This window comes from Pseudomonas sp. PDM02, assembly GCF_014852285.1.
GTDB lineage: Bacteria > Pseudomonadota > Gammaproteobacteria > Pseudomonadales > Pseudomonadaceae > Aquipseudomonas > Aquipseudomonas migulae.
On the sequence record NZ_JACVBL010000004.1, the window covers coordinates 278,194 to 293,385 of the forward strand.

Consider the following 15,192-nt stretch of genomic DNA (forward strand, 5'->3'; position numbering starts at 1 on the left):
TGCTCAGCGCGAAGAGTGGTTAGTTGTCGTAACCCAGGTTCGGCGCCAGCCAGCGTTCGGTCACGCTCAACTCCTGACCTTTACGCGACGTGTAGCTCTGCACCTGATCCTTGTCGATCTTGCCCACTGCGAAGTACTGCGCCTGCGGGTGAGCGAAGTACCAGCCGCTGACCGCCGCCGCCGGGAACATCGCGTAGTGTTCGGTGAGGAACACGCCGCTGCGGCCGGCACGCATTTCGGCGGCTTCGGGGTCGAGCAGCGCAAACAGCGCGGCCTTCTCGGTGTGATCGGGGCACGCCGGGTAGCCCGGGGCAGGGCGGATGCCGGTGTATTGCTCTTTGATCAGCGCCTCGTTGTCCAGCGTCTCGTCCTTGGCATAACCCCAGTAATCCTTACGAACCTGCTGGTGCAGCCATTCGGCGCAGGCCTCGGCCAGACGATCGGTCAGGGCCTTGACCATGATCGAGTTGTAATCGTCGCCGGCGTCCTGATACGCCTTGGCCACTTCTTCGGCGCCGATGCCGGCGGTGGTGATGAAACCACCCACGTAGTCGGTGATTTCGCTGTCCTTCGGTGCAACGAAGTCGGCCAGGGAGAAGTTCGGCTTGCCGTCGGTCTTGATGATCTGCTGACGCAGATGATGCAGCTTGGCCAATGGCTTGCCGTCATCGCCGTAGACTTCGATGTCGTCGTCACGCACCTGGTTGGCTGGCCAGAAGCCGAACACTGCGCGGGCGCTGATCAGTTTCTCGTCGATCAGCTTGGCGAGCATTTCCTGGGCATCGGCGTACAGCGCGGTGGCGGCTTCACCGACCACTTCATCCGTGAGGATGCGCGGGAACTTGCCGGCCAGGTCCCAGGAGATGAAGAACGGCGTCCAGTCGATGTATTCGGCCAGGACTTTGAGGTCGATGTTGTCCAGCACTTTGGAGCCGGTGAACGTCGGTTTGACCGGTGCGTAGGTGCTCCAGTCGAACTGCGGCTTCTTGGCGATGGCCGCCGGATAGCTCAGGCGTTCGGTGCGGGCGCTGCGGTTGGCAGTGCGTTCGCGAACGTCGATGTATTCCAGGCGGGTCTTCTCGACGAAACCGGCTTTCAATTCCTTGGACAGCAACTGCGTCGCCACGCCCACGGCGCGGGAAGCGTCGGTCACGTAGATCACTGCGTCGTTGCTGTACTTGGGCTCGATCTTCACCGCCGTGTGTGCCTTGGAGGTGGTCGCGCCGCCGATCATCAACGGCAGGTGGAAGTCCTGACGCTGCATCTCGCGGGCGACGTGGACCATTTCATCCAGCGACGGCGTGATCAGGCCGGACAGGCCGATGATGTCGCACTTCTGCTCCTTGGCCACTTGCAGGATCTTCTCGGCCGGCACCATCACGCCGAGGTCGACGATGTCGTAGCCGTTGCAGCCGAGTACCACGCCGACGATGTTCTTGCCGATGTCGTGCACGTCGCCTTTCACCGTGGCCATCAGGATCTTGCCCTTGGCTTCCGGCTTGTCACCTTTTTCCAGTTCGATGAACGGGATCAAGTGGGCTACGGCCTGCTTCATCACGCGAGCGGATTTCACCACCTGCGGCAGGAACATTTTACCGGCACCGAACAGGTCGCCGACGATGTTCATGCCGGACATCAGCGGGCCTTCGATCACCTCGATCGGGCGGGCGAACGACTGGCGCGATTCTTCGGTGTCTTCGACGATGTGCGTGGTGATGCCCTTGACCAGTGCGTGCTCAAGACGTTTGTTGACCTCCCAGCCGCGCCATTCTTCGGTCTCGGCTTCCTTGACGCTGCCGTCGCCCTTGTACTTGTCGGCGATGGCGAGGAGGGCGTCGGTGCCTTCCGGGGTGCGGTTGAGGATCACGTCTTCGACGGCGTCGCGCAATTCCACCGGGATCTGGTCGTAGATCTCCAGTTGGCCGGCGTTGACGATACCCATGGTCAGGCCGTTGCGGATCGCGTACAGCAGGAACACCGAGTGAATCGCCTCACGCACCGGGTTGTTGCCACGGAACGAGAACGACACGTTCGACACGCCGCCCGAGGTCAGGGCGTACGGCAGTTCGTCGCGGATGTAGGCACAGGCGTTGATGAAGTCCACAGCGTAGTTGTTGTGTTCTTCAATACCGGTGGCCACGGCAAAGATGTTCGGGTCGAAGATGATGTCTTCCGGCGGGAAGCCGACTTCGTTGACCAGAATGTCGTAGGAGCGTTTGCAGATTTCTTTCTTGCGCGCTTCGGTGTCGGCCTGGCCAGCTTCGTCGAAGGCCATCACGACGACTGCAGCGCCATAGCGCTTGCACAGCTTGGCGTGATGGATGAACTGCTCGACGCCTTCTTTCATGCTGATCGAGTTGACGATGCCCTTGCCCTGGATGCATTTCAGGCCGGCTTCGATCACTTCCCACTTCGAGGAGTCGATCATGATCGGTACGCGGGAGATGTCCGGTTCGCCGGCAATCAGATTGAGGAAGGTCACCATGGCCTTCTTCGAATCGAGCATCCCTTCGTCCATGTTGATGTCGATCACCTGGGCGCCGGCTTCGACCTGCTGCAGGGCGACTTCCAGGGCTTCGGTGTAGTTGTCTTCACGGATCAGGCGGGCGAACTTGGCCGAACCGGTGATGTTGGTGCGCTCGCCGACGTTGACGAACAACGAACTGCGATCGATGGTGAACGGCTCCAGGCCGGAGAGGCGGCAAGCCTTGGGAATGTCCGGGATTTCACGCGGTGCATAACCGGCCACGGCTTTGGCGATGGCTTCGATATGGCCCGGCGTGGTGCCGCAGCAACCGCCGACGATGTTGAGGAAGCCGCTTTGGGCGAATTCTTCGATGACCTTGGCGGTTTGCGACGGCAGTTCGTCGTACTCGCCGAATTCGTTCGGCAGGCCGGCGTTCGGGTGCGCCGAAACGTGGGTGCCGGCCTTGTTCGACAGCTCTTCCAGGTACGGGCGCAGTTCGCTGGCGCCGAGGGCGCAGTTCAGGCCGACCGAAATCGGTTTGGCGTGGGCCACGGAGTTCCAGAACGCTTCGGTGGTCTGGCCCGACAGGGTACGGCCGGAGGCGTCGGTGATGGTGCCGGAAATCATGATCGGCAGCTCGATGCCCAACTCTTCGAACACCCCTTGCACGGCGAAGATCGCGGCTTTGGCGTTCAGGGTGTCGAAAATGGTTTCGATCAGGATCAGGTCGGCGCCGCCTTCGATCAGGCCTTTGGTGGCCTCGGTGTAGTTTTCCACCAGTTCATCGAAGGTCACGTTGCGATAGCCGGGGTTGTTCACGTCCGGGGACAGCGAGCAGGTGCGGCTGGTCGGACCGAGCACGCCGGCGACGAAGCGCGGCTTGTCCGGGTTCTCGAGGGTCTTCGCATCGGCGATCTTGCGGGCCAGGCGAGCGCCTTCTACGTTCAGTTCGTAGGCCAGTTCTTCCATGCCGTAGTCGGCCATGGAAATCCGCGTGGCGTTGAAGGTGTTGGTTTCCAGAATGTCAGCGCCGGCATCCAGGTAGGCTTTTTCGATGCCACCGATCACGTCCGGGCGCGTCAGCACCAACAGGTCGTTGTTGCCTTTGACATCGCTTGGCCAGTCGGCAAAGCGTTTGCCACGGTAATCCTGTTCTTCGAGCTTGTAGCTCTGGATCATCGTGCCCATGCCGCCATCGAGAATCAGAATGCGCTCTTTGAGGGCGTGCTTGAGGGCTTGAAGGCGAACACTGCGATCGGACATTGGGACTACTCGGAAAGACCATGACGAAGGGGCGGAATCATAGCAAACCTGTGCGGTTTTAGAGCATGTCGGGGAATTGCATGAATATCGCTCATGTTGGTCGGCGCGCTGTCCCGGTAGAATCGCTGCGTTTTTTCAAGGATCGGGAACAGGGACATGTCGTATCGCGTCGTCATCAGCAGCGTGCTGCTGTTTTTAAGCTGGGGCGCCGTGGCGCAGGGCCTGGCGCCTTCCGCTGCCATTTCCTACACCCGCGACATCCAACCGATCTTCACCGAAAAGTGCGTGGCCTGCCATGCCTGCAATGACGCCGCCTGTCAGCTCAACCTGGGCAGCGGCGAAGGCGCGGCGCGCGGTGCGTCGAAAGTCCCGGTTTACGACGGCGACCGCAGCCAGGCGGCCGCGCCGACCCGGTTGTTTTATGACGCCTTCGGCAAGCACGCCTGGCAGCAAAAAGGCTTCTATCCGGTACTTGACGCCCAGGGCAGCCAGGCCGCGTTGATGGCGCGGATGCTGGAACTGGGTCACAAAACGCCTTTGACGCCCAATGCCAAATTGCCGGAAGACATCGTCCTGGGCCTCAATCGTGAAAACATGTGCGCGATGCCGGCCGAGTTCGACGGTTACGCGGGCGCTCATCCGAAGGAAGGCATGCCGCTGGCGGTCACCGGCCTGACCGATCAGCAGTACCAGACGCTGCAACGCTGGCTGGCCTCGGGTGCGCCGATCGATGAACAAGGCCTGGTGCCTTCGGCGAAAGAAGCCTTGCAGGTGGTGCAGTGGGAAAACCTGCTCAACTCGCCGGGCGCCCGGCAGAGCCTGGTGGGGCGCTGGTTGTTCGAGCACTGGTTCCTTGCCCACATTTACTTCAAGGACGGTGAACCGGGGCATTTCTTCCAGTGGGTGCGTTCGCGCACGCCGACCGGCCAGCCGATTGACCTGATCAACACCCGCCGCCCGAATGACGATCCGGGCACGCAGGTGTATTACCGCTTGTGGCCGGTGCAGGGCGTGATCGTGCAGAAGACCCACATCACCTACCCGCTGAGCGCGGCGAAGATGGCGCGGGTCAAAAGCCTGTTCTACAACGGCAACTGGCAGGCCAATGCCTTGCCGGGCTACGGTCCGGAGCGCCGGGCCAATCCGTTTGCCACGTTCGAGGCGATTCCGGCGCAGGCGCGCTATCAGTTCATGCTCGATAACGCCGAATATTTCGTGCGCACGTTTATCCGCGGGCCGGTGTGCCGTGGGCAGATCGCCACGGATGTGATTCGCGACAACTTCTGGGCGCTGTTCCAGGCGCCGGAACACGATCTCTACATCATCGACCCGATCTACCGCGGCCAGGCCACGCCGTTGCTGGCCATGCCGGGGCAGAACGACGATGTCGGCAGCGTGCTGAGCCTGTGGCATGACTATCGCGACAAACGTAACGAGTACGAAGTGCTGCGCCGCGACAACTACGCCGACGCGCCCGCGCCGAGCTGGTCGACTTTGTGGGCCGGCAACGACAATGCGCTGCTGACAATCTTCCGGCATTTCGACAGCGCCTCGGTGAACAAGGGCCTGATCGGCGATGTGCCGCAAACGATGTGGCTGTTCGATTTCCCGTTGCTGGAGCGCACGTATTATCAGTTGGCGGTCAACTTCGACGTGTACGGCAACGTTTCCCATCAAGCGCAGACGCGCCTGTATTTCGACTTGATCCGTAATGGCGCCGAGCAGAATTTCCTGCGCCTGATGCCCGCTGATTCACGCGACGACTATCTCGACGACTGGTACCAGAGCAGCGGCAAATTCAAGATGTGGCTGGATTACGAGGCCATCGACAACGACAAGCCGACGGCACTGAACCTCGACGAAAAAGACCCGAAACGCGACTTTTCCATGCAACTGCTGGCCCGTTACGGCGAGCTCAATGCCAAGCCCGATCCGATCAACCGTTGCGACGGGGCCTATTGCTCGCGGCCGAACATCGACCCGGATTTGCAGAGCGCCGAGCAGGCCTTGAGTCGCCTGACCTCACGGCCCGCCGCCGGGCTGAAGGTCATTGATCAACTGCCGGAAGCGACGATGTTGCGTATCGAAGCCGCGAGCGGCAAACGCGAGGTTTATAGCCTGTTGCGCAACCGCGCGCACAGCAACGTCGCATTCCTGCTCGGTGAGTCTCTGCGTTATCAGCCGGGGCTCGACACGCTCACGATCTTTCCGGGTGTGCTCAGCAGCTATCCGAACTTCATGTTCAACATTCCCGCCGATCAGGTGCCGGCCTTTGTCGAGGCGATGGAAAACGCCAAGGACGCCAATCGCTTCGAGAAAATCGTCGAACGCTGGGGGATTCGCCGCAGTCATCCGCAATTCTGGTTCTACTTCCATGACCTGAGCCGGTACGTCCACGAAACCGACCCGGTGGAAGAGGGCGTGCTGGACATGAACCGCTACGAGAATCTTTGATCTTTTGACAGCGGGCCGGTGCCGGTCTCTATGGGCGCCGCCCCCCCTGTAGGAGCCGGCTTGCTGGCGATAGCGTCCTTGAAATCACATTGATGTTGAATGTGACGCCGCCATCGCCAGCAAGCCGGCTCCTACAGGGGGGTGGAGTGCCAGCCGTGTGCGCCGTGACCATTGGTTTGAGGTTGTGGGCAAATTTTGAATGGGTGGCGAAATGCAGCTATTGGTGGCTTAAAGCCCGGATTGACGGCGAATCACCGGGCCCTGGAGCGCTGGCGCTTTCCCGACAAAAATACTAGGACTTTGTGCGGCGCGATGATTGGCGTAAACTGCGCCCAAGCCTGCGAGGAGTTTCCATGACCGCTATTACCATTACCGACGCCGCCCACGATTACCTGGCTGATCTGCTCTCCAAGCAGAACACCCCGGGCATCGGCATCCGCGTCTTCATCACCCAGCCTGGCACCCAGTACGCCGAAACCTGCATTGCTTATTGCAAGCCGGGCGAAGAAAAACCCGAAGACACTGCGCTGGGGCTGAAAAGCTTCACTGCTTACATCGACTCGTTCAGCGAAGCTTTCCTGGATGATGCGGTTGTCGACTACGCCACCGACCGCATGGGCGGCCAACTGACCATCAAGGCGCCAAACGCCAAAGTCCCGATGGTCAACGCCGACAGCCCGATCAACGAGCGCATCAACTACTACCTGCAAACCGAGATCAACCCGGGGCTCGCGAGCCACGGCGGTCAGGTCAGCCTGATCGATGTGGTCGATGATGGCATCGCCGTGTTGAAGTTCGGCGGCGGTTGCCAGGGCTGCGGCCAGGCAGACGTCACCCTGCGTGAAGGCATCGAGCGCACCTTGCTCGAGCGCATTCCCGAGCTCAAGGGTGTTCGTGACGTGACTGACCACACGCAGAAAGAAAACGCCTACTACTAAGGTGTTCGCTGCGACATGAAAAACGGCGCCCCGTGAGCGCCGTTTTTTTATGGGTGAAATTCAAGGACGCCTTCGCGAGCAAGCCCGCTATGGTCGATACAAATGTGCATGCCCGGCACGATACAGCGACGACTCACTGAACTGATCACTGCCCAACACCCGACCCACCAGAATCAACGCCGTGCGCCGAAACCCCTTCGCCTCAACCTTCGCGGCAATATCCGCAATCGTCCCCACCACCCAATCCTGATCCGGCCAGGTTGCCCGGTGAATCACCGCAATCGGGCAGTCCGCGCCGTAATGCGGCAGCAATTCAACCAGGATTTTCTCCAGGTGATTCACCCCCAAATGAATGGCCATGGTCGCCCCATGCTGCGCCAGGCTGCCCAGCTCTTCACCGGCCGGCATTGCGGTCTTGTCGGCATAGCGAGTCAGGATCACGCTCTGTGAGACGTCCGGCAGCGTCAGCTCCGCACCCAACAGCGCTGCACACGCCGCCGTCGCGGTAACACCGGGAATGATTTCAAACGCAATATCGAGTTCGCGCAGGTAACGAATCTGCTCGCCAATCGCGCCATACAGGCTCGGATCGCCGGAATGCACCCGCGCCACATCCTGGCCGTTTGCATGGGCGGTTTTGATCAGCTCGATGATCTGTTCCAGGTGCAGTTCTGCGCTGTTGACCACCTGTTCGGCGTTGTGGCCTTCCAATACGGCGGCGGGCACCAATGAGCCGGCGTAGATGATTACCGGGCAGCTGCGAATCAGCCGCTGGCCTTTGACGGTGATCAGTTCCGGGTCGCCGGGACCTGCGCCAATGAAATAGACGGTCATCGTCGTTTCCTGTCAAAAAAGGGGCTGGGCAAGGCTTCAGATGAAGATTGCTCATGATCGAAGGCGAGGATTATCGGGGATTTTGCGCAGCGCAGGCCAATGCCAGGGTCGCCTGGGCATATTTTTGTCGGGAAATCAGCAGTTTTGCCGGCGCCTGGGCCAGTTGTTCGGCAAGGGCGAGGGCGGCGCTTTCTGCTACGCCGTAGCAGCCGGTGCGCTCAAAAGCGATTTCCGAACGGTGGCTGAGTTGCGGTTGATAACCGGCCAACTCTTCACTGCTGAAGTACGTCAGCGGCAATTCGAGTTGTGCGGCAAGCTCGATCAGGCCCGGTTCGTCGCGCTTCAGGTCGATGCTGGCCAACGCCGTGATCTGCTGAAGTCCGATTTGATGCGCCTGTAATGCCTGATCGAGTAACGCCCGAAGCGTGCTGACGGGGCAGCCGCGCTGGCAGCCCAGGCCGACCACTAACGTCGGCGCTGTGCTGGTGTCGCTCATGCGTGGTATTGACCATCGCTTTTGCGGCGGAACAACCAGGCGCTGATCAGGCCCAGGGCCAGCCAGAATCCGAGGTTGGTCAGCTGCGAAGCGATTTTGAATTGCGTTTCCAGGGCTTGCGGCGCGAGCATCGAGTGCACTTCCGGTTGTGGTGCACCGATCACGTGAGGGACGGCGAGAATCGCCACGCCCAGGAGCTTCATCAGCCAGTGGCGGCTGAAAGCGATCAGCGCGATGCCGACGGCGGTGGACGCTGCAGTGCCGATCCACCAGATTTGCCGTTGTGCCAGGTCAGCTGCTGCCGTGCCCGGCAGTTCCGGTGGCAGGCCGAGGGTCGGTGCCAGTACAAACGTCGCGTAACCGGCCAGGCCCCAGAGCAAGCCCTGCGAGGTTTTGGTCGGCGAGCGCAGCGTGTAGAGGCCCGCGAGCATCAGGGCAAAACCGACAGCCACTACCAGGTTGCCGCCAGTTGTCGACAGCACGCGCTGCCAGCCGTCTTCCGGCTCCCAGGCTTCTGCATCGTGGGTGTGAGCGGCGGCACCGGCGGCGTGTTCATGAACTTCAACAGCGGCCGGCTCGGATTTTTCGTAAGTCTCGGCCTGCAGAATCAGCGGAGCGACCCAGAAGCTTTGCAGCAGGGTCAGCAACAGGGCGGCCAGCAGCCCTGTGAAACCTGCGGTTTGCGCAATACGCTTGATCATGTCGACAGGTCTCAATGGCACGGGAAGGCGGAGCTGTGACGGGTATCGTGCGCAGCGTTGTGCACCGCTTCGATGTGCGAGAAACCGGCGAAATACACCAGGCACGCGCCAAAGATCGACGCGCAGACGGCGGCGGTCAGGCGTTGAGCCAGGGTGGTCGTGGTGGTGCTGGCGGTTGTGTGGCCGGTGCTGCTGATGATCGACATGGCGCTTCCCTCTGGTCTGTCAGCGGGTGAATAGAGCGCATGGAAGACCCCTGCGAATCGGGCTCGCAGAGATTCAAACAGCGCCCGCCCACCGCGGGTTTGTTATTCAGTGAACGTAATCGTCACTTTGTGTTGCGGGCCGGTCTCCGGGCTCACGAGGGGTTTTGGCGTCAGCCGAAACCTGCAAGCGTCACCTTCCCATGCCGAACTGCTGGCACAGTGGATCTGACGCTTCGCTCGCTTACCGTTGCGGGGGCAGCACCGGACTGACATGGCTTTGAGTAAAGCACATGAATCACCGGTTTCCCGTTTCACCCTGTGAAGGGCACCCGTAACAAGGTGTGTAGGAGAGCATGGGCGGGGGTTGGGCGTCAATTGGCAAGGGTTCTCAACTCGGAACCGAGGTGGATTCTTCGCGGGCAAGCCTCGCTCCTACGGGGCGGCGGTGTTCTTGGTAGGAGCGAGGCTTGCCCGCGAAGGGGCCCGTGCGGCTACCACAAGACATTGACCCGCCCCCACACCATGCGTAGCCTTGCGCATTCGAGGTTCTTCGGCGTTTGCCGGAGCTAAGAAGGGAACGCGGTCGATGCCGCGGCTGCCCCCGCAACTGTGAACGGTGATGTTCGCTGCCACGCCACTGCAAACCTGTCCAACGGGTTCGCGGGAAGGCGCAGCCAACGCCAGTCTCGCGACAGGCACACCGTCAGCCAGGAGACCTGCCTCGACACGAATTCTCACTACAACCGGGCGGGGTGATCCGGTGGCGAACTCTTCCGCGCGCCTGTCGCTGCGGTCGTCGTCCCGCATGCCCGCCACCTTGCCAAAGGGCATCCGATGAAAACACTGGCCAAACTCCCCGTCACCATCGTTACCGGCTTCCTCGGCTCGGGCAAAACCACCTTGCTGCGGCACATGCTCGATAACGCGCAGGGTCGCCGCATCGCGGTGATCGTCAACGAGTTCGGCGAACTGGGCATCGACGGCGAAATCCTCAAGCAGTGCTCCATCGGTTGCACCGAAGAAGAAGCCAACGGCCGCGTCTACGAACTGGCCAACGGCTGCCTGTGCTGCACCGTTCAGGAAGAATTCTTCCCGGTGATGCGTGAACTGGTGGCCCGTCGCGGCGACCTCGATCACATTCTGATCGAAACGTCGGGCCTGGCCCTGCCAAAACCTTTGGTCCAGGCCTTCCAGTGGCCGGAAATCCGCAGCGCCTGCACCGTTGACGCGGTGATCACCGTGGTCGACAGCCCGGCCGTGGCAGCCGGCACGTTCGCCGCGTTCCCGGACCAAGTGGATGCCCAGCGCAAACTCGACCCGAACCTGGACCACGAATCGCCGCTGCACGAGTTGTTCGCCGACCAACTGGCCAGCGCCGACCTGGTGATTCTCAACAAGGCCGACCTGATCAGCGCCGAAGACCTGGCCCGCGTACGCCTGGAAGTCGCCGAAGAACTGCCGCCCGCCGTCAAAGTCATCGAAGCCAGCAGCGGTCGCCTGCCACTGGACGTGCTGATCGGCCTCGGCGCCGGCTCCGAAGAACACATCGACAGCCGTCATAGCCACCACGATCATCACCACGACGGCGATGACCATGACGACCACGATCACGACGCGTTCGACTCCATTTCCATCGAACTGCCACAAGCCGACGAAAGCCTGCTGATGGACGCGCTGACGCAATTGGTGGTCAAGCACGGCATCCTGCGGGTCAAGGGTTTCGCGGCGATCCCGAACAAGCCGATGCGCCTGTTGATCCAGGGCGTGGGCACGCGTTTCGACAAGCATTTCGACCGTCAGTGGGGCGCCGACGAAGCGCGCACCACGCGTCTGGTGCTGATCGGCCAGGCGCTCGACGCCGCGCAACTCGAAGCGCAACTGCGCGCCGCGCTCAGCGTTTAACCCATGCATCTGCTCAGGACCCAGCCCGGCGGTTTCGTCTCGGATGACAACATTGCCGACCTTGGACAAACCCCTGCCGAGCTGGTGATCCTGTGCAGCGGCGATTCCAGCCTCGCGCTGCTCGCCGAAGCCGCGCAACAGTTGCCGGACGATTACCCGAGCGTGCGTCTGGCCAACCCGATGCAGGTGCAGAACCACGCCTCGGTCGATTTGTATGTCGACGAAGTGCTGCGCCACGCCAAGGTGATTCTGATCTCGCTGCACGGCGGCATTGCGTATTGGCGTTACGGCGTCGAGCGGTTGGTCGAGCTCTCCCAGCGCGGCGTGCAGCTGATTCTGGTGCCCGGCGATGATCGCCCCGACCCGGAACTCAGCGACCTGAGCACCGTCGTTGCCGAAGACCGCGACCGGCTTTGGCATTACTTGCGTCAGGGCGGCATGGCCAACGCGCTCGATCTGTTTCGCTGCCTCGCCACTCTTTGGCTGGAGCGCGACTACGCGTGGGCCGAACCGCAAACCCTGCCGCGCACAGCGATTTACCATCCACAAAAAAGTCCCGCTGCACTGCAGGATTGGCAAGCCGACTGGCAGGCCGGTCAACCGGTGGCGGCGGTGCTGTTTTACCGCTCGCATTTGCAGGCGGCGAACACCGCTTTCATTGATGTTTTCTGCCAGCGTTTGCAAGCGGCGGGGTTGAATCCCTTGCCGATTGCCGTGGCCAGTCTCAAAGAGCCCGGCTGCCTCTCGGTGGTCGAGGATTGGCTGGATGACGTCGAAGCCTCGGTGATTCTCAACACCACCGGCTTCGCCCAATCCAGCCCCGAAGCACCGCACTTGCGACCGTTTCGACGCAACATCCCGGTGATCCAGGCCATCTGCGCCCAGGACAACGAACCCGGTTGGCGTGCCAGCGAGCAAGGCCTTGGCCCGCGTGATCTGGCGATGCACATCGCGCTGCCGGAGCTGGACGGGCGGATCATCAGTCGCCCGATCAGCTTCAAGGACCTGGCGTGGCGCAGTGAGCGCAGTCAGTCCGACGTGGTGTGTTATCGAGCACAACCGGAACGCATGGACTTTGTCGCCGAACTGGCGCGGCGCTGGATCGATCTGGCGCGGGTGCCGAACAGCGAAAAACGCATTGCCCTGATCCTCGCCAACTACCCGACCCGCGACGGGCGCATCGGCAACGGCGTGGGCCTCGACACACCGGCCGCTGCACTGAATATTCTGCGTGCGCTGCATCAAGAAGGTTACCCGCTGCCGGCCGAACTGCCGGGCAGCGGCACCGAACTGATCCAGCAATTGCTCGGCGGCGTCAGCAATGACCTCGACACCCTCGACCAGCGTCCGTGCCAGCAAAGCCTGGCGATGGATGATTACAACCTGATGTTCAACGCCTTGCCCGAGGCTAATCGTCAGGCAGTGCTGGAACGTTGGGGCACCGCGCAAAACGATCCGATGTTCCGTGGCGGGCGAATGATGATCGCCGGCCTGCGTTTCGGCCTGACCTTCGTCGGCATTCAACCGGCGCGCGGTTATCAGGTGGACCCGAGCGCGGTCTATCACGACCCGGACCTGGTACCGCCCCACGGTTATCTGGCGTTCTATTTCTGGTTGCGCAACACCTACGGCGCCCACGGCGTGATCCACGTCGGCAAGCACGGCAACCTCGAATGGCTGCCGGGCAAAGGCGTCGGACTGTCCGAGCATTGCTGGCCGGATGCGCTGCTTGGGCCGCTGCCGAACATCTATCCGTTCATCGTCAACGACCCGGGCGAGGGCGCCCAGGCCAAGCGCCGCACGCAAGCGGTGATCATCGATCACCTGATGCCGCCGCTGACCCGCGCCGAAACCTACGGCCCGCTGCGCAACCTCGAACTGCTCGCCGACGAGTATTACGAAGCGCAATTGCTTGACCCGCGCCGCGCCCGTGAATTGCAGCGCGACATTCTGCAATTGGTGCGCGACACGCACATCGACCGTGAACTGCAACTGGACGAGAAGCTCGACAGCGACGCCGATGCAGCGATCTGGCTGCCGCGTCTGGACACGTATTTGTGCGATCTGAAGGAGTCGCAGATCCGCGATGGGTTGCACATCTTCGGCGAATCGCCGACGGGGCGTCTGCGCATCGACACGTTGTTGGCTTTGTTGCGGATTCCACGGGGCGATGGCCGTGGCGCGCAGTCGAGTTTGTTGCGGGCGTTGGCCAAGGCGTTTGGGTTGGGCTTTGATCCGCTGGATTGCGCGTTGGCTGAGCCTTGGGTTGGGCCGCGACCGATTGAGCTGCAATCGCTCGACGATGAAGTCTGGCGCACGGCAGGCGATACCCGCGAACGCCTCGAACTGTTCGCCGCTCAACTGATCTCGCAGACGCTAAATCAATCTGAAGTTATACCCGGACCCTGTGGGAGCGGGCTTGCTCGCGAAAGCAGTGTGTCAGTCGACATTGATTTACCTGACACACCGCTTTCGCGAGCAAGCCCGCTCCCACAGGGACAGTGTTGGTCTGATGTGAGCGCCATCCTCGACAACCTGCGCGAAGTGGTTGCGCCACGGCTCGACGCCTGCGGCCCGGCGGAAATGCGCGGCTTGCTCGACGCCCTCAGCGGTCGTTTCGTCCCCGCCGGCCCCAGCGGCGCGCCGAGTCGCGGGCGGCTGGACGTGCTGCCGACCGGACGCAATTTCTATTCGGTGGACGTGCGCAACCTGCCGACCACCACCGCGTGGCGCATCGGTTTTCAATCGGCGAACCTGATTCTCGAACGGCACTTGCAGGACCACGGCGATCACTTGCGTCAGCTCGGCCTGTCGGTCTGGGGCACCGCGACCATGCGCACCGGCGGCGACGACATCGCGCAAGCCATGGCGCTGATGGGTGTGCGCCCGGTCTGGGCGACGGGCAGTCAGCGGGTCGATGACTTCGAAATTCTGCCGCTGAGCCTGCTCGACCGCCCACGCGTGGACGTGACCTTGCGCGTGTCCGGGTTCTTCCGTGATGCCTTTGCCAATCTGATCCGCCTGTTCGATGCGGCAGTGCAGGCAGTCGCTGCGCTGGATGAACCGGACGATCTCAATCCATTGGCGGCCAAGGTCCGCGCCGAACGCGAAGCGTTGCTGCAATCGGGCCTTGATGAAGAAGCGGCCAAACGGCAGGCCGGTTGGCGCATCTTCGGCGCCAAACCCGGTGCTTACGGTGCTGGCGTGCAAGGGGCAATCGATGGTCGTTTGTGGCAGAGCCGCGAGGACCTGGCCGAGGTTTACCTGAACTGGGGCGGCTACGCTTACGGCGGTGCCGACGAAGGCACCACGGCCCGCGAGCAGTTCGCCCAGCGCCTGAGCCAGGTTCAGGCCGTGCTGCAAAATCAGGACAACCGCGAGCATGATTTGCTCGATTCCAACGACTATTACCAGTTCCAGGGCGGTATGCTCGCGGCCGTGGAAAGCCTCAGCGGTGCAGCGGCGGCCAGTTACCATGGTGACCACAGCCAGCCGGACTTGCCGAAAATCCGTACGCTGAAGGAAGAACTGAACCGGGTGATCCGCTCGCGGGCGGCCAATCCGAAGTGGATCGACGGCGTGAAGCGCCACGGCTACAAAGGTGCGTTTGAACTGGCGGCGACGGTCGATAACCTGTTCGCCTTCGACGCGACGACGCAGTTGATCGACGATCACCAATACGCGTTGCTGGCCGATGCCTATTTGCTGGACCCGGCGACCCGGGATTTTGTCCGCGAGCACAATCCTCATGCGTTGCGCGACATGACCGAGCGCATGCTGGAAGCGCAGCAGCGGGGGATGTGGCAGGAACCCGGTGCCTATAAAGAAGCACTGGAAAACCTGCTGCTGGACATCGAAGAAGACAGTTAGATCAGAAATCGCTGCGAGGACTTCGTCCTCGATCGCGGGCAAGCCTCGCTCCTACAGATTT

The 15,192-nt window shown here is 61.8% G+C and carries 9 protein-coding genes and 2 riboswitches; of the genes, 4 read left to right on the plus strand and 5 right to left on the minus strand.

Features of this window, described 5'->3' with window-relative positions:
• Window positions 1–19: 19 nt before the first annotated feature.
• Window positions 20–3,730, minus strand: a complete 3,711-nt coding sequence (gene metH / locus IB245_RS09640) for a methionine synthase (RefSeq protein WP_192227413.1) — start codon at window positions 3,728–3,730, stop codon at window positions 20–22.
• 156 nt (window positions 3,731–3,886) lie between these two features.
• Here metH and IB245_RS09645 point away from each other — a divergent pair, with 156 nt between their 5' ends.
• Both IB245_RS09645 and nfuA read left to right on the plus strand, forming a co-directional pair.
• A complete protein-coding gene (locus IB245_RS09645) occupies window positions 3,887–6,184 on the plus strand; it encodes a fatty acid cis/trans isomerase (RefSeq protein ID WP_192227414.1) in 2,298 nt (765 codons plus the stop codon).
• Window positions 6,185–6,537: 353 nt separating this feature from the next.
• Window positions 6,538–7,122 carry a Fe-S biogenesis protein NfuA gene (gene nfuA, locus IB245_RS09650; protein WP_008035804.1) on the plus strand — a complete coding sequence of 195 codons (585 nt, stop codon included), beginning with the start codon at window positions 6,538–6,540 and terminating at the stop codon, window positions 7,120–7,122.
• A gap of 87 nt (window positions 7,123–7,209) precedes the next feature.
• Here the strand turns inward: nfuA and cobM are convergent, their stop codons facing one another.
• The 4 genes from cobM to IB245_RS09670 form a co-directional block, all read right to left on the minus strand.
• On the minus strand, window positions 7,210–7,956 hold the full coding sequence (cobM, locus tag IB245_RS09655; RefSeq protein ID WP_192227415.1) for a precorrin-4 C(11)-methyltransferase: 747 nt from the start codon (window positions 7,954–7,956) through the stop codon (window positions 7,210–7,212).
• A gap of 70 nt (window positions 7,957–8,026) precedes the next feature.
• A complete protein-coding gene (locus IB245_RS09660) occupies window positions 8,027–8,452 on the minus strand; it encodes a cobalamin biosynthesis protein (RefSeq protein WP_192227416.1) in 426 nt (141 codons plus the stop codon).
• The gene (locus tag IB245_RS09665; RefSeq protein ID WP_008035813.1) at window positions 8,449–9,153 is read right to left on the minus strand and encodes a CbtA family protein; all 705 of its coding nucleotides are present in this window, start codon (window positions 9,151–9,153) and stop codon (window positions 8,449–8,451) included. Before IB245_RS09665 ends, IB245_RS09660 begins: the two co-directional genes overlap by 4 nt.
• An 11-nt stretch (window positions 9,154–9,164) precedes the next feature.
• Window positions 9,165–9,359, minus strand: coding sequence for a CbtB domain-containing protein (locus tag IB245_RS09670; RefSeq protein WP_192227417.1), 195 nt, complete (start codon window positions 9,357–9,359; stop codon window positions 9,165–9,167).
• A gap of 119 nt (window positions 9,360–9,478) precedes the next feature.
• A riboswitch (cobalamin riboswitch) is annotated at window positions 9,479–9,707 on the minus strand.
• Window positions 9,708–9,885: 178 nt separating this feature from the next.
• A riboswitch (cobalamin riboswitch) is annotated at window positions 9,886–10,098 on the plus strand.
• Window positions 10,099–10,193: 95 nt separating this feature from the next.
• On the opposite strand from IB245_RS09670, the gene cobW reads away from it, so the two are divergent.
• Both cobW and cobN read left to right on the plus strand, forming a co-directional pair.
• The gene (cobW, locus tag IB245_RS09675) at window positions 10,194–11,261 is read left to right on the plus strand and encodes a cobalamin biosynthesis protein CobW (protein ID WP_008035722.1); all 1,068 of its coding nucleotides are present in this window, start codon (window positions 10,194–10,196) and stop codon (window positions 11,259–11,261) included.
• Between the two features lie 3 nt (window positions 11,262–11,264).
• A complete protein-coding gene (gene cobN, locus IB245_RS09680; RefSeq protein ID WP_192227418.1) occupies window positions 11,265–15,131 on the plus strand; it encodes a cobaltochelatase subunit CobN in 3,867 nt (1,288 codons plus the stop codon).
• The last annotated feature ends 61 nt before the right edge of the window (window positions 15,132–15,192 follow it).